Origin of the sequence: Metabacillus lacus, assembly GCF_009674805.1 — a bacterium.
Taxonomy (GTDB): domain Bacteria; phylum Bacillota; class Bacilli; order Bacillales; family Bacillaceae; genus Metabacillus_C; species Metabacillus_C lacus.
Genome location: NZ_WKKI01000004.1, coordinates 44,576 through 63,242, shown reverse-complemented (window position 1 = coordinate 63,242; position 18,667 = coordinate 44,576). Strand labels below are relative to the sequence as shown.

17 protein-coding genes are annotated in these 18,667 nt (G+C 43.4%); 14 read left to right on the top strand and 3 right to left on the bottom strand.

The features are described 5' to 3' along the window. Positions 1 to 44: 44 nt before the first annotated feature. The gene (gene comER, locus GJU40_RS04050; protein ID WP_154306472.1) at positions 45 to 881 is read right to left on the bottom strand and encodes a late competence protein ComER; all 837 of its coding nucleotides are present in this window, start codon (positions 879 to 881) and stop codon (positions 45 to 47) included. A gap of 83 nt (positions 882 to 964) precedes the next feature. On the opposite strand from comER, the gene GJU40_RS04045 reads away from it, so the two are divergent. From GJU40_RS04045 to GJU40_RS04035, 3 genes are all read left to right on the top strand, one after another. Further along, the gene (locus tag GJU40_RS04045) at positions 965 to 1,591 is read left to right on the top strand and encodes a helix-hairpin-helix domain-containing protein (protein ID WP_170289318.1); all 627 of its coding nucleotides are present in this window, start codon (positions 965 to 967) and stop codon (positions 1,589 to 1,591) included. A gap of 63 nt (positions 1,592 to 1,654) precedes the next feature. After that, on the top strand, positions 1,655 to 2,230 hold the full coding sequence (locus tag GJU40_RS04040) for a ComE operon protein 2 (protein WP_154306470.1): 576 nt from the start codon (positions 1,655 to 1,657) through the stop codon (positions 2,228 to 2,230). 21 nt (positions 2,231 to 2,251) lie between these two features. Beyond that, on the top strand, positions 2,252 to 4,564 hold the full coding sequence (locus GJU40_RS04035; protein ID WP_154306469.1) for a DNA internalization-related competence protein ComEC/Rec2: 2,313 nt from the start codon (positions 2,252 to 2,254) through the stop codon (positions 4,562 to 4,564). Positions 4,565 to 4,591: 27 nt separating this feature from the next. Here the strand turns inward: GJU40_RS04035 and GJU40_RS04030 are convergent, their stop codons facing one another. Next, complete coding sequence (locus tag GJU40_RS04030; protein WP_343031379.1) at positions 4,592 to 4,726, bottom strand: YqzM family protein; 135 nt, start codon at positions 4,724 to 4,726, stop codon at positions 4,592 to 4,594. Between the two features lie 326 nt (positions 4,727 to 5,052). Between GJU40_RS04030 and holA the strand changes: the two genes are divergently transcribed. Further along, positions 5,053 to 6,066 carry a DNA polymerase III subunit delta gene (gene holA, locus GJU40_RS04025; protein ID WP_343031397.1) on the top strand — a complete coding sequence of 338 codons (1,014 nt, stop codon included), beginning with the start codon at positions 5,053 to 5,055 and terminating at the stop codon, positions 6,064 to 6,066. A gap of 32 nt (positions 6,067 to 6,098) precedes the next feature. On the opposite strand, the gene rpsT is transcribed toward holA, so the two are convergent. After that, positions 6,099 to 6,365, bottom strand: a complete 267-nt coding sequence (gene rpsT / locus GJU40_RS04020) for a 30S ribosomal protein S20 (RefSeq protein ID WP_154306466.1) — start codon at positions 6,363 to 6,365, stop codon at positions 6,099 to 6,101. A 194-nt stretch (positions 6,366 to 6,559) separates the two neighbouring features. Here rpsT and gpr point away from each other — a divergent pair, with 194 nt between their 5' ends. The 10 genes from gpr to prmA all read left to right on the top strand — a co-directional run bounded on the left by gpr (position 6,560) and on the right by prmA (position 18,655). Continuing rightward, complete coding sequence (gpr, locus tag GJU40_RS04015) at positions 6,560 to 7,681, top strand: GPR endopeptidase (RefSeq protein WP_154306465.1); 1,122 nt, start codon at positions 6,560 to 6,562, stop codon at positions 7,679 to 7,681. A 69-nt stretch (positions 7,682 to 7,750) separates the two neighbouring features. Beyond that, the gene (gene spoIIP, locus GJU40_RS04010) at positions 7,751 to 8,953 is read left to right on the top strand and encodes a stage II sporulation protein P (protein WP_281350658.1); all 1,203 of its coding nucleotides are present in this window, start codon (positions 7,751 to 7,753) and stop codon (positions 8,951 to 8,953) included. Then, positions 8,925 to 9,323 carry a DUF3679 domain-containing protein gene (locus tag GJU40_RS04005; RefSeq protein WP_154306464.1) on the top strand — a complete coding sequence of 133 codons (399 nt, stop codon included), beginning with the start codon at positions 8,925 to 8,927 and terminating at the stop codon, positions 9,321 to 9,323. The genes spoIIP and GJU40_RS04005 overlap by 29 nt, the downstream gene beginning before the upstream one ends. A gap of 184 nt (positions 9,324 to 9,507) precedes the next feature. Beyond that, positions 9,508 to 11,334 (top strand): translation elongation factor 4, encoded by a 1,827-nt coding sequence (gene lepA / locus GJU40_RS04000; RefSeq protein WP_154306463.1) that lies wholly within the window; start codon positions 9,508 to 9,510, stop codon positions 11,332 to 11,334. Between the two features lie 99 nt (positions 11,335 to 11,433). Beyond that, positions 11,434 to 12,576: a radical SAM family heme chaperone HemW gene (gene hemW, locus GJU40_RS03995; RefSeq protein WP_343031395.1), complete on the top strand. Its 1,143-nt coding sequence runs from the start codon at positions 11,434 to 11,436 to the stop codon at positions 12,574 to 12,576. A gap of 173 nt (positions 12,577 to 12,749) precedes the next feature. Then, positions 12,750 to 13,787, top strand: coding sequence for a heat-inducible transcriptional repressor HrcA (gene hrcA, locus GJU40_RS03990; RefSeq protein ID WP_154306461.1), 1,038 nt, complete (start codon positions 12,750 to 12,752; stop codon positions 13,785 to 13,787). A 91-nt stretch (positions 13,788 to 13,878) separates the two neighbouring features. Beyond that, positions 13,879 to 14,454: a nucleotide exchange factor GrpE gene (gene grpE / locus GJU40_RS03985; RefSeq protein ID WP_343031378.1), complete on the top strand. Its 576-nt coding sequence runs from the start codon at positions 13,879 to 13,881 to the stop codon at positions 14,452 to 14,454. A gap of 38 nt (positions 14,455 to 14,492) precedes the next feature. Continuing rightward, positions 14,493 to 16,328 carry a molecular chaperone DnaK gene (gene dnaK, locus GJU40_RS03980; protein ID WP_154306460.1) on the top strand — a complete coding sequence of 612 codons (1,836 nt, stop codon included), beginning with the start codon at positions 14,493 to 14,495 and terminating at the stop codon, positions 16,326 to 16,328. A 249-nt stretch (positions 16,329 to 16,577) separates the two neighbouring features. Beyond that, positions 16,578 to 17,699: a molecular chaperone DnaJ gene (gene dnaJ / locus GJU40_RS03975; RefSeq protein ID WP_154306459.1), complete on the top strand. Its 1,122-nt coding sequence runs from the start codon at positions 16,578 to 16,580 to the stop codon at positions 17,697 to 17,699. A gap of 17 nt (positions 17,700 to 17,716) precedes the next feature. Further along, complete coding sequence (gene prmA / locus GJU40_RS03970; RefSeq protein ID WP_154306458.1) at positions 17,717 to 18,655, top strand: 50S ribosomal protein L11 methyltransferase; 939 nt, start codon at positions 17,717 to 17,719, stop codon at positions 18,653 to 18,655. Positions 18,656 to 18,667: the final 12 nt, after the last annotated feature.

Genomic DNA, 18,667 nt, shown 5'->3' with positions numbered 1-18,667 from the left:
TTTGCATTCTAAAGGAGGAATATCGAAGCAGCCGGAGAATTGTACTAAGGTGAAATGGACGTTCCATTAAACTGCTGCTGAACCTCATCTATATCCTCATCAAACTTTCTGTGTGTACCTTGAAACAAATTTTCAAAAACATCTCCCAATTCATTTTCCAGCACGTTTATTCCGATTCCGGTTACCCCGCCTTTAACACACACCTTTTCCTGAAGAGCAGGAAGCGTATAAAGGCCGTCTTCCAAAAGGCTCGCTATTCCTATGATCATTTCGCTTGCCAGCTCTGTTGCCTGAGGTTTGCTGATGTTTGTTTCCCTGACTGCTGCATCAATGAATCTTTGCAGAAGATAGCTGAAAAATGCCGGTCCGCAGCTTACAATATCAGAGGACACCCTTGTTACATCATCCTTTATATGCACGGGCCTCGAAATTCTGCTGAACAAGAGCTCCAGCTCTTCCTTTCTTTTAGTGGAACAGCTTTTGCCAAGTGTAAATAATGATATGCCTGAATGAGCGCGGTTGGTTATGCTGGGAATCACTCTGGCTACCTGGCAGTTTACAATAGATTCAATTTGCGCTGCCTTGATTGGACTGGTGATTGATACCACGCACTGTTCCTTTTTTAATATCGGAGCCAGACTGATGAGCAAAGGGTAAATATCCAGAGGCTTTAAGCAAATAAAAATAATATCAGAAGACTTGCAAACTTCCTCTGCTGATCCAAGAATGGTGATATTGGAATATATATTCTGCAATGCCTGCGCTTTTTCGCTGCTCCTGTTTGTGATAAAAATTTGTGAGGGTTGCAGTGCTCTTGATTCAATAAAAGCTTCAATGAGGATACGCCCCATATTTCCGGTCCCTATAAATCCCACATTCAATGGCAGTTCCCCTCCTTCTTTTACATTCTCTCTCCTAAACGATATGAATGACTTTAGTCAAATATGTTAAATCAGGAGGCGTTATGGAGCACCTTCAAAAAAATAAAATCTTGCTAGCGCTATTATTGTTGTTCGTCAGTATTGTATGTATTGTTTTCTGGAGAAGTGGAGAGCACAATGCAAATAAACCTCAAGAAGAGTTTGAAGAACTGACTACAGTAACTTCTGAAGAAATACAGGAGCTTACAGTTGAACAGAAAGAGAAGGATATGCTCATTATGGTTGATGTGAAAGGGGCTGTGAAAACTCCAGGGGTATACCAGATTAGCTCGGGCGGCAGGGCTTTTCATGCAATTGAGGCTGCGGGCGGACTGCATGAGGCTGCAGACGATAAATTTATTAATCTAGCCCAAAAGCTGGAAGACGGGTCTGTTTTGTATGTTCCGGCAATCGGGGAAATGCATGGTCTTCCCCCTCTATGGGGACAGGAAGCTGAAAGTGCGGGAGAGGAAAAGAAGACGGTAAACATTAATGCCGCTTCTCAAGAGGAGCTCCAGAGCCTCACGGGAATCGGGCCTGCCAAAGCAGGCGCCATTATACAGTATCGTGAAGAGCATGGAGGGTTTGTTAGCATTGAAGATATCAAGAAGGTTTCAGGAATAGGAGAAAAATCATTTGAAAAATTAAAGGAAAATATTGCAGTGAAATAACAATTTGACTAGAGCTGCTATCACTCGCTACACTATAAAAGAATCTATAACGGGGGTAAGAAAATGGAACGCATTTCATGGAATCAGTATTTTTTGGCGCAAAGCCATTTGCTGGCACTGCGGAGCACCTGTACTCGGCTTGCAGTTGGTGCCACCATAGTCAGAGATAAAAGAATTATTGCAGGAGGGTACAATGGCTCGATAGCAGGAGGCGTACACTGTACAGACGATGGATGCTATGTCATTGACAATCATTGTGTCAGAACCATTCATGCTGAAATGAATGCGCTGCTTCAATGTGCCAAATTTGGCGTCCCTACAGCAGGGGCTGAAATATATGTTACTCATTTTCCTTGTCTGCAATGCTGCAAAGCCATCATTCAGGCGGGAATCTCATCTGTTTATTATGCCATGCCTTACAAAAATCACCCTTATGCAGAGGAGCTTTTCAAACAGTCGGGGGTAGAAGTGAAGCATATTGATTTTAACGGAACTCATTCAGATGCAAAGAATGAACAGAGAGCGGCTTTAGTAAAGGAATTATTGGGACGGCTTGCGGATGGCAGTGAGATGGAAACAGAATTGGATGAATTGTATGAGCGGGCTCAGCGATTATTCCCTGAAAGTATTGAGAACTGAGCAAAAGAGAGGAGCAAGCGTTTGAAGGGAAAAATTGTTTACCTTGCGGCCGTATCGGCACTTGGAACTGCAGGTGCTCTCTCGGCCTTTGCACCATTTGCAGTATGTGCGCTCCTCCTTCTTGTTTTGCTAACTGTCATCCTGCAAAAAAACGTTTTGCTTGCCATTATGCTTCTCCTCGCTTATCTGATATTCTTCTTTTACAGCGGCTGGTATGACTCTCAGAATATCTCATTGGAACAGGGAGGAACTGCTGCAGATGTATATTCCTTAACATCCATACCAAGAATTGACGGCGATTCCTTCCGCGGAACAGCTGAAAATCAACTTGGAGAAATCTTTGCCCTTTCTTATAAAATTTCCTCAATTGAGGAACAAAGCGCCCTCAAAAAGCTGATTCCCGGCACGCGCTGCCGTATCAGCGGCTCGTATGAACCTCCGAAATCACCATCAAATCCTCATGCTTTTGATTACAGAAACTATCTTTATTCCAAAAAAATTCATTTTATCCTTCGTATCACAAGTATAGAAGGTTGTTCAGCTCCATCGCACTTTTCCATCTCCCATTTCCGTCATCTTGGCATCTCCCATATTTCACGCACTTTTCCTGAAAATAGCAGGGGTATCGTGGAAGCACTCGTATATGGAGAAAGATACCACATTCACGAAGAAGTCAGCAAAGCCTATCAGGAGCTGGGTTTAATTCATCTGCTGGCGATATCGGGGCTTCATGTGGGAATTCTGCTGGGTGCCGTGTATTATCTGCTGATCCGCTCCGGTATGACGCATGAAAGGGCAAGAATTCTCTTGCTGATCATTCTGCCTGTCTATACTCTCCTTGCTGGAGGGGCTCCATCTGTGACAAGAGCCGCTCTAATGGCAGGGTTGTATCTGTTATTGAAAATCCTGGGAAAAAAGCTTTCTGCTGCAGATGTTATTGGACTGGCCTTTATTCTGATGCTGGCAGCTGATCCTTACAGCTTATTTCATGCAGGATTTCAACTATCGTTTGTGGTCAGTTTTGTTTTGATTGTTTCAGCTAACATAGTGAATGAAGGAGGAGGCTCTTTTTGGATACAGTCTTTTAAGGTATCCCTCATTTCCCAAATTGGCTCTGTCCCCTTGCTGCTGCACCATTTCTCGGGCTTCTCTTTTTTCAGCATGTTCCTTAATATGGTATTTGTACCCCTCTATTCTGTCATCATTCTCCCATTTTCCCTTATCACTGTTGCACTGTCAGCTGCTTTTCCTTCAGCAGGAGATCTTTTCGTATATGTGCTGGACAAATTGATTTTCCTGACTAACAGTGGTGTCCTCAAGATTGCAGGGCTGCCGCTATTCACCATAATGGGGAAGCCTCATCCCATCCTCCTGTTTCTCTACATTTGTCTGTCGGTGCTGCTGCTTTTGTCTGCAGAAATAAAAAGCAGGTTCCTTGGGGCTTCGGCAGCATTGCTGCTGGCTTCAGCTTTTATGCTTCATTATCATTTGGAGAAGTTTACGAATACCGGTGAAATTGTTTTTCTTGACGTAGGCCAGGGAGATGCCATTTTTTTAAGGGCGCCGTACGGCAAAGGAAATTACTTGATTGATACGGGTGGAACTCTTACGTTTCAGCAGGAGGAATGGCGTAGAAAGAATACTCAGTATTCAATCGAAAGCAGCACCCTGACACCTTTTTTTCGGTCTAAAGGCATTAGAAAGCTGGATGCTTTAATTCTTACGCACGGAGATATGGATCATATGGGAGAAGCCGTCAAGGTACTGAACAGTATAAAAGTGGAAGAAATTATTGTACCGAAAGATTTCGCGAGAGGAGAGCTGGAAGCTGAGTTGCTGAAGGAGGCCCTGATCAAAAACATTCCTGTGAAAACTGTCAGTAGAGGAGAGGTTTTGAGTGGGAAGTATTTTGACTTTTATGTGCTATCTCCGGAAGTAAGCAGCGATAGCAAAAACAATGACTCCCTCGTGCTGTATACAGCTGCAGGGGGAAAAAGGTGGCTGTTCACCGGCGACCTTGAAAATGAAGGAGAAAAAGAGCTGATGCTAAAATACCCGAAGTTGAAAGCGGATGTTTTAAAAGTTGGGCATCATGGGAGCAGAGGATCTACTTCAGATGAGTTTCTCAATCACATTCAGCCTTTAACCGCGGTTATTTCTGCAGGAAGAAATAACCGGTACGCCCACCCTCACAGCGAGGTGCTGGACAAACTGAAGAAAAGAGAAATCACTATCTACCGGACAGACAGTGACGGGGCAGTTGAGTTTGTGTTTCAGGAGAGCAATGGAACCTTTTCTGTTCATCCCCCATACGATGCAGTATATCCAAAATGAAAAAAGGCTGCGGATGGCAGCCTCTTCTCAGGATCCAATTAGATGAATGACCGTTCCAATCACAAAGATAGTGGCAAAAAAGCCGAAAGAAACAATAAAGCCGACACCGGAATCTACAGCGTCATTTCGTTTACTTTGCACATTCTTCTCAAATTCGTTCACCAGTTACCCCTCCTATTTCATAATAAGTATAAGGTATTGTATAAAAAAAATCTATTACTGTTTCCGTTTTCATCCAACCGTATGTAAACATTTACACAGTACATTTTTTCTATATGCAGGGAAGAATATCTGTAAGCGGGATAATCGTTTTGCTGCAAGATACCCGGGGCTTGGGGCAAAACGTTTTTATATAAATGGAAGGGGCCGGACTACATCCGGCTCCCTTCTGAATTTACATTCCTGTTTGATTCTCCCCCTTGTCAAAATAGGAGTTTTTGAATAGGATTAAAGGGAACTCACTGTGATTGGAGACTGCACCCTTAATGATTATTTCGGAAGCATGGAAACATATCAAAAAGAATAAGCCTCAGCATGTTTACCTTCTATTTGGCAAGGAACGCTTTTTGCTTCAGGAAACGGTTCAGAAGCTGACAGAAGTTGTACTTTCCCCTGAAGATCGTGATTTTAACCTATCTGTCTATGATATGGAGGAATCACCGGTGGATGCTGCTTTAGAAGATGCAGAGACGATTCCGTTTATGGGAGATAAAAAAATAGTACTTGTAAAAAACCCTTATTTTCTTACTGCTGAAAAAGGCAAGGAGAAGGTAAACCACAATATTGAAAAGCTTGAAGCATACATAAAAGAACCTCCTCCGTACACAGTTTTAGTCTTTTTTGCTCCATATGAAAAACTTGATGAACGGCGAAAAATTACGAAATTAATTAAAAAAGAATCTGCTGTCATTGAGGCAAACTCCCTTTCAGACCGGGAGCTCTTCAGCTGGGCAAGAGAATTGCTGGAAAGCACAGGGAAAACTGCATCGGGGCAGGCTGTGGAAAAGCTGCTGCAGCTTACTCAGGGAAATTTAATGATTCTTCATCAGGAAATACTTAAATTAACGACATTTGCTGCCCAAGAGGAAGAAATTACTGAGAACATGGTGAATCTCCTGGTTGCGCGGAGTCTAGAGCAGAACATCTTTGACCTGATTGACCATACTGTTCACAAGAGAACGGAAAAGGCGCTGCAAATCTTTTATGATCTCCTAAAAAACAATGAGGAGCCTTTAAAAATTCTGCATCTTCTGACGTCGCAGTTCAGATTGGTTTTTCAGGTGAAGCAGCTTGGACAATCAGGCTACGGTCAAAATCAAATAGCCGGTGCGCTGAAGGTGCACCCTTTTCGAGTAAAGCTTGCTTCTGAACAGACAAAGCATTTTACTGCAGAGCAGCTGAATGCCATTCTGCATGATCTAGCAGAAGCTGACTATGAAATTAAAACAGGAAAAAAAGAGAAGAGGCTCGCACTGGAACTGTTTCTTCTGAAATACGCATAAAAAAAACGATCCCCTGTTGAGGATCGTTTTTATTATGCGGAAAGACCGTTAATTTTTTTAGCTAGGCTGGACTTGTAGCGAGCCGCAGTGTTCTTATGAATCACACCGCTTTGGGCAGCTTTGTCAATCTTCTTAGCAGCATCAGCAAGAGCTGCAGAAGCATTTTCAGCGTCGTTGTTAGTAACAATCGTTTCAACTTTTTTAATGGCAGTACGCATTGAAGACTTAAGTGTTGCATTATGTGCACGGCGCTCTTCGTTAGTTTTTACGCGTTTAATAGCAGATTTAATATTTGGCATCTGTTTCACCTCCTAAAAAAGCAATCGAGATCTATTTCGCTCGATCAATCATAAACAGTTAGAACAAGAGATATTTTATCAAAGCCTCCCTCAGATTGCAATACTCTTGTAAAGGAAAATACATTGAAAGCTGTAAACAGAATGATTCTGGCGGTACTTGGCAAAAATAAAGCCAAAGAATAAAGGGAGGAAATATGATGGAAAAAAAGCTCGACTTGAGCAAGTATGCTATACGGACAGATTTGGCAATTGAGGCAAGGAGCATGGCCATCGAAAAGCAGGGCAAAGCAAAAAATGATGAAAGAGAAGATATTAAGGGAGTAATTTATAAAGAAAAAGAAGAGAACGGCATTAAAATATCCATAGTGGAAATTACAAAAGAAGGAACAGAAATGACAGGAAAAAGAGAGGGAAGATACCTCACTCTGGAAGTACAGGGTATCCGGGAGAAAGATTCAGAGCTTCAGCAAAAAGTGATTGAGATTTTTGCAAGAGAGTTCAGCGCCTTTTTGTCACTTCTTAAAATAAAAAAAGATGCTTCATGCCTTATAGTTGGTCTTGGAAACTGGAATGTAACTCCAGATGCTCTCGGGCCGATTGTGGTGGAGAATCTTTTGGTCACAAGACATCTTTTTAACCTTCAGCCGGAAAGCGTTCAGGAGGGTTTTCGGTCCGTTTCAGCGATTGTGCCGGGTGTTATGGGCATTACCGGAATCGAGACCAGCGATATTATTTCAGGAGTGATTAAAGAAAGCAAGCCTGATTTTGTCATTGCAGTAGACGCACTGGCAGCAAGGGCACTTGAGAGAGTAAACACAACCATCCAAATATCAGACACGGGTATTCACCCGGGCTCAGGGGTTGGCAACAAGCGTAAGGAACTCAGCAAGGAGACGCTCGGAATTCCTGTTATTGCCATCGGTATACCGACTGTCGTTGATGCGGTCTCTATTACGAGTGACACCATTGACTATATTTTAAAGCATTTTGGAAGGGAAATGCGTGAAGGTGACAAGCCGTCCAGATCGCTGACTCCTGCAGGAATGAGCTTTGGGGAAAGAAAGGTTCTGACTGAAGAGGATCTGCCGGGAGAAGAACACCGTCAGCAGTTTCTTGGAGTGATAGGAACTTTGATAGAGGAGGATAAAAGAAGACTCATTCATGAAGTGCTTTCGCCGCTTGGACATAATTTAATGGTCACTCCGAAAGAAGTAGATACATTTATTGAAGATATGGCGAATGTATTGGCAAATGGCTTAAATGAAGCACTTCACTCCAAAGTTGATAAAAATAACAGCAGTGCCTACACCCATTAGGCAGAGGTTCTAGCCTCTTCTTTTTTGTCATAGATTTTACTAGACAGGATAGAAGGAGGTAGAACTCTATTGAAGAAAATCAGGCCTCTTGGCAGGATGGTTGTATCTGTGAATGGGACAAGTTTGTTTAAGGTGTGTATGCTGCTGTTTGTGGGTCTAGTCATGACATTCCTCTTATCAGGGATTCTTACCTCTTTAAAACCGGAATACAGGATTTCTTCTGACTCGTTTCATACACTATCAGATCACCTTGCAGGAGAGGTATATGTACATATCCTGGGTATGGAAAATCGGTATTTCACCGGGGCAGCTAAGGGAGAAATTGCTCCTCCAAGTATATCAGGGCTGTTATTTAAAGTAGCCACAAGCATTAATCCTGACGACCCCAGGAGTCTTCTGGGAAGGGAACTGCCCGGATTCAGCATATTTGATAGTGAAATTCTTGTAGCCGGTGAGGGAACAAACTATACAAATGTCCCGATGGAATCAGCTCCGCCGACGGAGGTGCTTGCCAATGAAAGAGAAGCTTCCATAGAAAGTCTGGAAGCAATAGACAAAATTGCACAGGGGAGCAAATCTGATCCATCGGTCCTGACAACCGGGGACAGAAAGGTTGTTTATATTTATCACACACATACTACAGAGTCCTATCTGCCGCTCTTAAAGGATGCTTCAAAACCTTCTCAGGCTTTTCATTCAAAAGTAAATGTCACGCTTGTCGGAGATATGCTGGGAAAAGAACTTGAAAGCAGAGGGGTAGGAGCTTCAGTTGATAAGACAAATGTGCAGGATCAGCTTAAAAAGGCAGGCTGGAAATATTCAAAATCCTATACAGCCTCAAGGCAGGTTGTTGAGACAGCTATGGCTGCCAACAAGGATATGCAATATCTCATCGATATTCACCGTGATGTACTGAGAAAGAAAAATACAACGATTTCTCTTCAAAATAAAAACTATGCAAAAATTGCGTTTGTGGTAGGCGGAGATAATCCTCATTCAGAGAAAAATGAAATTCTTGCCAAGGAACTTCATAATTTATTTGAAAAAAAATTCCCCGGCCTGAGCAGGGGCGTAATTAAGAAAAAGGGTGCAGGGACAAACGGTATCTTCAACCAGGATTTATCTGCCTCCGCCATGCTGCTTGAAGTGGGGGGAGTAGACAATAATCTGGAAGAACTTAAAAATACTTCGGCTGCTATAGCAGAAGTAATCAGCCAATATTACTGGGATGCGGAAAAAGTAAATGCAGAGCCGGAAGCTGAGAAAAAATAGAGAGGGATGCAAAATGGGTAGATTTATGTTGAAGTGCTTTCTTCTTTTTAGCCTTTTGCTGTTAGGGGTGATTGCAGGGATGCAGTACGCTAACATGGGAATGCATAAGATGAAAGGATACCAAGATCCTGAATTAACAGGTGCCGCCACACTTTATCAAGGATCGGAAGGAGAAGTGAAAGCCTCTATTCTCGGCACTGTGGTCACGGAGGAACAGCTTTCTGACAAGCAAAAGAAGCTGGAAGAGCTGACTGCATTTAATTTGTTTTCCCAAATGGGAAAACAGGCGGCAGGCATGATTGAAAAAGGGACGAGAGCATTGCTGAATTCAGCTGGAGAAGCTGTCGGCAAAATGTTTGATAAGGGGTAGGGCCCTTTTTGCTCCTTTTGCTGCCAGTCCCTTTTGTAACTGTGCATGTATGGATGTGCACCGCTTTCAAGCTCGCCGGTTGGCGGGTTTTCTTATTTAGGAGCTAATTTCAATTGAATCTTATAATGTCAATTGATATAATCAAAGCTAGTGTATTGGGTAGTTCAGTAGGAGTGATACGATAATGAACAGAGACGAAAAATTAAACAGGCAGTCGAGAATAAGAAATTTCTCGATTATTGCCCATATAGACCATGGCAAATCTACGCTGGCTGACAGAATTCTTGAAAAAACTTCAGCCATCACACAGCGTGAGATGAAAGAACAGCTTCTGGATTCCATGGATCTCGAGAGGGAGCGCGGCATTACTATCAAGTTGAATGCTGTTCAGCTCAAGTATATTGCGAAAGATGGAGAAGAGTATATTTTTCATTTAATAGATACTCCTGGCCATGTTGATTTCACCTATGAGGTTTCAAGAAGCCTTGCAGCATGCGAAGGAGCTGTCCTTGTAGTGGATGCAGCTCAAGGAATTGAAGCGCAAACACTGGCCAACGTGTACCTTGCGCTTGATAATGATCTTGAAATCGTTCCGGTTATTAATAAGATTGATCTGCCGAGCGCGGATCCTGAAAGAGTGCGCCAGGAGATTGAAGATGTGATCGGGCTTGACGCTTCAGAAGCTGTTCTTGCGTCAGCAAAAGCCGGAATTGGCATTGAAGACATTCTTGAACAGGTAGTAGAAAAAGTGCCTGCTCCGCAGGGAGATCCTGATGCACCTCTGAAAGCTCTTATTTTTGATTCTCTGTACGATGCCTATAGAGGCGTAGTCGCTTATATCCGGGTGGTAGAGGGGTCCGTAAAATTAGGACAGAAAATTAAAATGATGGCAACCGGCAAAGAGTTTGAAGTGACAGAGATAGGTGTGTTTACTCCCAAGTCAACACCAAGGAAGGAACTGACCGTCGGAGATGTCGGCTTTTTAACGGCAGCTATTAAAAATGTTGGTGACACAAGAGTAGGCGATACCATTACAAACGCAAAAAATGGAGCAACAGAACCGCTCCCGGGCTACCGGAAACTCAACCCGATGGTGTTCTGCGGCTTATATCCGATTGATACAGCCAAGTATAACGACCTTCGAGATGCACTGGAAAAATTGGAACTGAACGATTCAGCCCTTCAATATGAACCGGAAACATCCCAGGCGCTTGGCTTTGGTTTTCGCTGCGGCTTCCTCGGTCTGCTTCATATGGAGATTATTCAGGAACGGATTGAGCGGGAATTTAAGATTGACCTGATTACAACAGCACCAAGTGTAATTTATGAAGTCCGCCTGACAGACGGATCCAGTCTCAGTGTAGATAATCCGTCGAATATGCCTGATCCGCAGACAATTGAAAGAATCGAAGAGCCTTATGTTAAAGCAACCATCATGGTTCCAAATGATTATGTTGGACCTGTTATGGAACTTTGTCAGATTAAACGGGGCAACTTTATTGATATGCAGTATCTTGATGAAAACAGGGTAAGCATTGTGTATGAAATTCCGCTCTCTGAGATTGTTTATGATTTCTTTGATCAGCTGAAATCAAATACAAAAGGATACGCATCATTTGATTATGAGCTGATCGGCTACAAAGAGTCCAAGCTTGTAAAAATGGATATTCTTCTAAATGCGGAAACTGTTGATGCCCTTTCATTCATCGTCCATCGCGATTCTGCCTATGACCGCGGAAAAATCATTGTTGAAAAGCTGAAGGAGCTTATTCCCCGTCAGCAGTTCGAGGTGCCTGTGCAAGCAGCAATCGGACAAAAAATAGTAGCCCGGTCGACCATAAAGGCGATTCGCAAAAACGTTCTCGCCAAGTGTTACGGCGGAGATATATCACGTAAGAGAAAGCTTCTGGAAAAACAAAAAGAGGGTAAGAAGAGAATGAAGCAAGTAGGTTCTGTTGAAGTTCCGCAGGAAGCCTTCATGGCCGTGCTGCGCATGGATGACAGCAAATAACTTTCCTTTCTTTTCAAAAGCCTGTACCATAAATCAGAAATACAATGCCGCCGCAGTAGATTACTGCGGCTTCTTGATTAAAAAGGATGAAGCAAATTGATTAAGTCAGCTTATATTCATATACCGTTTTGTCAGCATATTTGTCATTATTGTGACTTTAATAAAGTCTTTTTAAAAAATCAGCCTGTGGATCAATACCTGGACATGCTGAGAAAAGAGATGGAAAACGCCGTCAGCAGGCACGACCATAAAAATCTGCAAACCATATTTATTGGCGGAGGAACTCCGACAGCATTATCCAGCCAGCAGCTCCAAAAGCTCTTAACCAGCATTGCTGAGGTACTTCAACCTGATACCGGCAGAATTGAATACTCAATCGAAGCAAATCCTGGTGATCTGCCGCTGGAAAAGTTTCAGCTGCTGAAATCCTTTGGCATCAACAGGCTGAGCTTTGGAGTGCAGAGCTTTAACAACAGTCTGCTGTCTGCAATTGGACGAGCACATCAGGCAGAAGATGTGTTCCGGTCACTGGAGCTGGCCGGTAAAGCAGGATTTGAAAACATCAGCCTGGATTTAATGTACGGCCTTCCGGGACAATCTGCAGCTGACTTCGAAAGAGATCTTGATATTGCACTGAAACTGGATGTTGCCCACTTTTCTGCCTATTCACTTATCATTGAACCTAAAACAGTTTTTTATAATTTATCCCGGAAAGGAAAGCTCCCTCTTCCACCACAGGAAGATGAAGCGGTTATGTATGAAACGGCTATGGATAGAATGGAAAGCATGGGCTATCATCAATACGAGATCAGCAACTACAGTCTTCCCGGCTTCGAAAGCAGACATAATATCACCTACTGGAAGAATGAGCAGTATTTTGGTTTCGGCGCAGGAGCGCACAGCTATGTGGATGGATATAGAAATGCAAATTTCGGGCCATTAAAAAAATACATGAATGCTGTAGGAGAGCAGGGCCTTCCTTATGTTTCCTCCCATGAAGTTCCAAAATCGGAAGCAATGGAAGAAGAACTGTTTTTAGGTCTGAGAATGTCCGATGGTGTTTCAGAAAGTCATTTTTCCTCAAAGTTCGGTATAGAGCTGAACAGGGTTTTTCAAGATCAGATTGAAGAAGGAATCCACAAAGGTCTTCTCGTTAAATCAGGAGATATGCTCGCGCTGACAAGAAGGGGCAGGCTTCTCGGCAACGAAGTTTTCAGTTCATTTTTAGGAGCAGCAGAGTAGTGAGAGCCTGACTGGAGGGAGAGCTTCGGCAGCCTGCCGGAGTCCCTTCATGCTTTCTTGGAAAAAACACAGGCGCTGCAGAGTCTTTCCGTTGACAAGTAAACGCCATTTTGATAATTTGTAAATTAGAATTAGCACTCATACAAAGAGAGTGCTAACAGGGGTGATGATAGTTGCTTACAGAACGACAATTGTTAATTCTGCAAGTGATTATTGATGATTTTATACAATCGGCTACTCCCGTAGGTTCAAGAACCATTTCCAAAAAAGATTCAATCAATTTCAGCTCTGCTACCATCAGGAATGAAATGTCCGATCTGGAGGAATTGGGATTTATTGAGAAAACCCACAGCTCCTCGGGCAGAGTTCCTTCAGAGAAGGGCTACAGATATTATGTTGATCATCTGCTTGCACCGCAGAAGCTACACTCAGCCGACATATATAAAATTCAATCGATCTTTGCAGAAAAAATATTTGAGCTTGAAAAAACTGTTCAAAAGTCAGCGCAAATTGTGTCAGATTTAACAAATTATACGTCGATTGTTTTAGGTCCGAAGGTTACAGAAAACCGCATTAAAAAATTGCAGATTGTTCCCATTAACGACCATGCAGCTGTAGCTATTATTGTCACCAACACAGGGCACGTGGAAAATAAGACAATTACTTTTCCGGCTTCTGTAGACCCTGCCGACATTGAAACTATGGTAAATATCCTAAACGAGAGGCTGATCGGAGTTCCTCTGACAGATCTTCGGGACAAAATGTTTAAAGAAGTCGCAAGCCTCCTGAAAGTGCATATTCAAAACTATGATTTTATTTTAAGGGCACTTGCAGAAACACTTCCGGCAGAATTTGAAGGAAATGATGAAAAGATTTTTTTCGGCGGAAAGACAAATATGCTCAATCAGCCTGAATTTCATGACATTGAAAAAGTGAAACAGCTGATGACCATGATAGAGGAAGAAAACACTTTTTACCGCCTGTTAAAAAGCAACAAGTCAGCTCTGTCCATTCAAATTGGCAAAGAAAATAAGCTGGAAGTAATGGATCACTGCAGTTTAATTGTTGCAGCCTATTCCATTGATAACAATCCGCTCGGCAGAATAGCAGTGCTTGGGCCGACTCGAATGGAATATTCCAGAGTGGTCAGCCTGCTTCAATATGTTGCGTCAGACTTGTCAAAGGCTCTTACCAGCCTGTATCATGATTGATGGCAATGGCAATATTGAATACGGGACGGGATCGGGGATCCTGTCCGCTTTTCACGTGTAAGCGTGCAATCTTTAAGGGAGGTGAAAAACAGTGGCAGAAGAAAAACGTACAGAAAATGTTGAAGAAATCTTTGAAGAAACAGCTTCACCAGCTGCTGAGGAAGCAGGCGGCATTCCTGAAGAATCCGCTGTTGAAGAAACTTCTGAGGCAAATGAGGCATCAAAAATAGAAGAGCTTGAGGCAAAAGCGGAAGAGTCGGAAAACCGTCTGCTTCGACTGCAGGCAGATTATGAAAATTACCGCCGCCGGGTCAAGCTTGATCAGGAAGCTGCTCATAAATACAGAGCGCAGAGCTTAATTAGTGAAATACTTCCAGCTCTTGATAACTTTGAGAGAGCATTGCAAATTGAGGCTGCTGACGAATCCAGCAAATCTCTTCTTCAAGGAATGGAGATGGTGTACCGCCAGCTTATCCAGGCCTTGCAAAGCGAGGGTGTTGAGAAAATCGAAGCACTTCATCAGCCGTTTGATCCGCATCTGCACCAGGCAGTTATGCAGGTTGAAGACAGCAGCTATGAACCCAATACGGTTTTAGAAGAACTGCAAAAAGGATATAAGCTAAAGGACAGAGTAATCCGTCCTGCAATGGTAAAAGTGAATCAGTAATACATTCAGTAATACATAATAAGAGGAGGAAAACTGCTATGAGCAAAATTATCGGTATCGACTTAGGTACTACAAACTCATGTATCGCGGTTCTCGAAGGCGGAGAACCAAAAGTAATCCCAAATCCTGAAGGAAACAGAACAACTCCATCTGTTGTTGCATTTAAAAATGGAGAGCGCCAGGTAGGTGAAGTGGCAAAGCGCCAGGCGATCACCAACCCTAATACGATTATTTCCATCAAGCGTCATATGGGTACAGACTACAAAGTTGAGGCTGAAGGAAAAGAATTTACTCCTCAGGAAGTGTCAGCAATCATCCTGCAAAATTTAAAGTCTTACGCAGAAGAGTATCTTGGAGAAACTGTAACAAAAGCCGTTATTACAGTACCTGCATATTTTAATGATGCAGAACGCCAGGCTACAAAGGATGCCGGCCGCATCGCAGGACTGGAAGTAGAGCGTATTATCAATGAACCGACTGCTGCTGCACTTGCATACGGCCTTGAAAAACAGGATGAAGACCAAACCATTTTAGTATATGATCTTGGCGGCGGAACATTCGATGTTTCCATTCTTGAGCTTGGCGATGGCGTTTTTGAAGTTCGCTCTACTGCCGGTGACAACCGCCTTGGTGGAGATGACTTTGATCAGGTGATCATCGACCATCTGGTTTCTGAGTTCAAAAAGGAAAACGGAATAGATCTTTCAAAAGATAAAATGGCTCTTCAGCGTCTTAAGGACGCAGCAGAGAAGGCTAAAAAAGATCTGTCAGGCGTAACGTCAACTCAGATTTCACTGCCGTTTATCACAGCTGGTGACGCTGGTCCGCTTCATATGGAGTTAACATTGTCACGCGCTAAATTTGAGGAGCTTTCCTCTGACCTTGTTGAAAGAACAATGGGCCCTGTCCGCCAGTCTCTTCAGGATGCAGGCTTGTCCAGCAGCGAACTTGACCGTGTCATTCTTGTTGGGGGATCTACGCGTATTCCAGCTGTACAGGAAGCAATCAAGAAAGAACTTGGAAAAGAGCCGCATAAAGGTGTAAATCCTGATGAAGTAGTTGCTCTTGGTGCTGCTATTCAGGGCGGAGTAATTACAGGAGATGTGAAGGATGTTGTTCTTCTGGACGTAACTCCTCTTTCTTTGGGAATTGAAACAATGGGCGGCGTATTCACTAAGCTGATTGACCGCAACACAACAATTCCTACCAGCAAGTCACAGGTATTCTCTACAGCAGCAGACAGCCAGACTGCGGTAGATATTCATGTGCTTCAAGGTGAGCGCCAGATGTCTGCAGACAACAAAACGCTCGGCCGTTTCCAATTATCAGATATTCCACCGGCTCCACGAGGTGTGCCGCAAATTGAAGTAACTTTTGACATTGATAAAAACGGTATCGTAAATGTCCGTGCGAAAGATCTTGGAACAAACAAAGAGCAGGCAATCACAATCAAGTCTTCTACCGGCCTGTCAGACGATGAAATTGATCGTATGGTGAAAGAAGCGGAAGAGAACGCCGATGCCGATAAGCAGCGCAGAGAAGAAGTGGAACTTCGCAACGAAGCGGATCAATTGGTATTCACTACTGAAAAAACACTGAAAGATCTTGAAGGCAAGGTAGATGAAGCAGAAGTTGCAAAAGCAAATGAGGCAAAAGACGAACTGAAGCAGGCTATTGAAAACAATAACCTTGAAGAAATCAAAACAAAGAAAGATGCTTTACAGGAAATTGTTCAGCAGCTTTCCGTGAAGCTTTATGAAGAAGCTGCGAAACAGGCTCAGGCTCAGCAGGGCGGAGAAGCAGAATCACAGGGATCTCCTGATGACAATGTTGTGGACGCTGAATTTGAAGAAGTGGATGATCAGAAGAAATAATTCCTTTTTCCGGATGGGTAGCATAAAAAGTCAAAGTCAGGCAATTCTTGGCTTTGGCTTTTTATATGTGAAGAAACCTGTCAGTTAAGATGGCTGGCACGTTAGAAAAAAGCAGCCTATGGTTCACCTGCCCAGCCTGGCAAAATCGGCAGAATATTCATGCTGACCGGAGAGTCCAATTAGTAGTTGCTTTACGTTGTTTCAGAATGATACAATTTAATTTATGTGATAATTCGGGAGTGAGAGTTAATGAGCAAGCGTGATTACTATGAAGTCCTTGGTGTGAGTAAGAGCGCCTCTAAGGAAGAACTAAAAAAAGCATATAGAAAGCTTTCCAAACAATATCATCCAGACATTAATAAAGAACCTGATGCAGCGGATAAATTCAAAGAAATCAAAGAAGCGTATGAAGTGCTGAATGATGATCAAAAGCGGGCTCAATATGACCAGTTTGGCCATGTAGATCCAAATCAGGGCTTTGGCGGAGGCGCCGGCGATTTTGGCGGCTTTGGATTTGATGATATCTTCAGTTCCATTTTCGGCGGCGGCGGAGGCAGAAGGCGCGACCCTAATGCACCGCGTCAAGGAGCTGACCTGCAGTACACGATGAGTTTGAACTTTGAAGAAGCCGTATTTGGAAAAGAAACAACGATTGAAATTCCGCGTGAGGAAACATGTGATACTTGCCGCGGGACAGGCGCGAAACCCGGCACGAAGGTTAACACCTGCTCACATTGCGGCGGTTCCGGCCAGCTGAATGTAGAGCAGAACACTCCATTTGGCAGGATCGTCAACAGGCGTGTATGCCACTATTGCAGCGGCACCGGAAAAGAAATACAGCAAAAGTGCGGAACTTGCAGCGGCAGCGGCAAGGTGACAAAGCGGAAAAAAATTAAAGTTTCCATTCCGGCAGGCGTGGATGACGGCCAGCAGCTTCGGGTGTCCGGACAAGGAGAACCCGGAATAAACGGAGGTCCGGCTGGTGATCTGTACGTCGTGTTTCATGTAAAAGAGCATGACTTCTTTGAGCGTGACGGAGACGATATTTACTGTGAGATGCCGCTTACGTTTGCTCAGGCAGCACTTGGAGACGAGATTGAAGTGCCAACCTTGCATGGGAAAGTCAAGCTTAAAGTGCCTGCAGGAACCCAAACCGGCACGAAATTCCGCTTAAGAGGCAAAGGTGTCTCAAATGTACGGGGCTATGGGCAGGGTGATCAGCATATTATCGTAAGGGTAATCACGCCGACCAATCTGACTCAGAAGCAGAAAGAACTGCTGAGAGAGTTCGCCGACATAACAGGCAACAGGCCTGATGAGCATGAAGAGAGCTTTTTTGATAAAGTCAGGAAAGCTTTTAAAGGAGAATAAGGATTGGAGTTGGTAGAATGAAATGGTCTGAATTGAGTATTCATACTACACAAGAAGCAGTTGAACCTATTTCGAATATTTTGCATGAAGCTGGAGCGAGCGGCGTTGTTATTGAAGATCAATTTGATTTGATTAAAGAGAGAGAAAGTGTCTACGGAGAAATCTACCAACTCAATCCCGGCGATTACCCTTCAGAAGGCGTAATTGTCAAAGCATATCTTCCGGTCAACAGTTTTCTTGGTGAAACAGTTGACGGAATAAAAGATGCGGTAGCAAGCCTTGTGGAGCATGATATTGACCTTGGTAAAAATCATATTACGATCAGTGAGATTAATGAGGAAGAGTGGGCAACTGCCTGGAAAAAATACTATCATCCTGTTAAGATTTCCGAGCGCTTTACGATTGTTCCAACCTGGGAAACGTATGAGCCGGTCAGCACTGATGAACTGATTATAGAGCTTGACCCCGGAATGGCTTTTGGTACGGGCACGCATCCAACAACGGTTCTTTGTATTCAGGCTCTTGAAAGAATAGTAAAAAAAGGTGACAAGGTCATTGACGTTGGAACCGGCTCCGGTGTGCTCAGTATTGCTTCAGCCCTCCTTGGAGCAGCTGAGGTCAGAGCACTGGACCTTGATCCTGTTGCTGTTGAAAGTGCCAGGCTCAATGCGAAGCTGAATAAAGTATATCCCCCAGTTGAAGTGGCACAGAATAATCTCCTCCAAGGTATTCAGGGGAAGGCGGAAGTAATTGTCGCAAATATTCTTGCTGAAATTATCGTGAAGTTTACGGACGATGCTTATGAACTGTTAGTAGAAGGCGGCACCTTTATTACTTCAGGAATCATCAGCAATAAAAAGCAGGAGGTTAAAGAAAAACTTGAATCCTCCGGCTTTGTTGTAATGGAAACGGTGGTTATGGAAGACTGGGTTGCTTTTGCTGCCAGAAAAAAATAAGTAGGTGTTCAA

Bases quoted from the DNA above. Each gene is read 5' to 3' on its own strand.
- dnaK (WP_154306460.1), top strand. From the start codon at position 14,493: ATGAGCAAAATTATCGGTATCGACTTAGGTACTACAAACTCATGTATC.
- rpsT (WP_154306466.1), bottom strand. From the start codon at position 6,365: ATGCCAAATATTAAATCTGCTATTAAACGCGTAAAAACTAACGAAGAG.
- dnaJ (WP_154306459.1), top strand. From the start codon at position 16,578: ATGAGCAAGCGTGATTACTATGAAGTCCTTGGTGTGAGTAAGAGCGCC.
- gpr (WP_154306465.1), top strand. From the start codon at position 6,560: ATGATGGAAAAAAAGCTCGACTTGAGCAAGTATGCTATACGGACAGAT.
- GJU40_RS04040 (WP_154306470.1), top strand. From the start codon at position 1,655: ATGGAACGCATTTCATGGAATCAGTATTTTTTGGCGCAAAGCCATTTG.
- lepA (WP_154306463.1), top strand. From the start codon at position 9,508: ATGAACAGAGACGAAAAATTAAACAGGCAGTCGAGAATAAGAAATTTC.
- GJU40_RS04045 (WP_170289318.1), top strand. From the start codon at position 965: ATGGAGCACCTTCAAAAAAATAAAATCTTGCTAGCGCTATTATTGTTG.
- prmA (WP_154306458.1), top strand. From the start codon at position 17,717: ATGAAATGGTCTGAATTGAGTATTCATACTACACAAGAAGCAGTTGAA.
- GJU40_RS04005 (WP_154306464.1), top strand. From the start codon at position 8,925: ATGCAGAGCCGGAAGCTGAGAAAAAATAGAGAGGGATGCAAAATGGGT.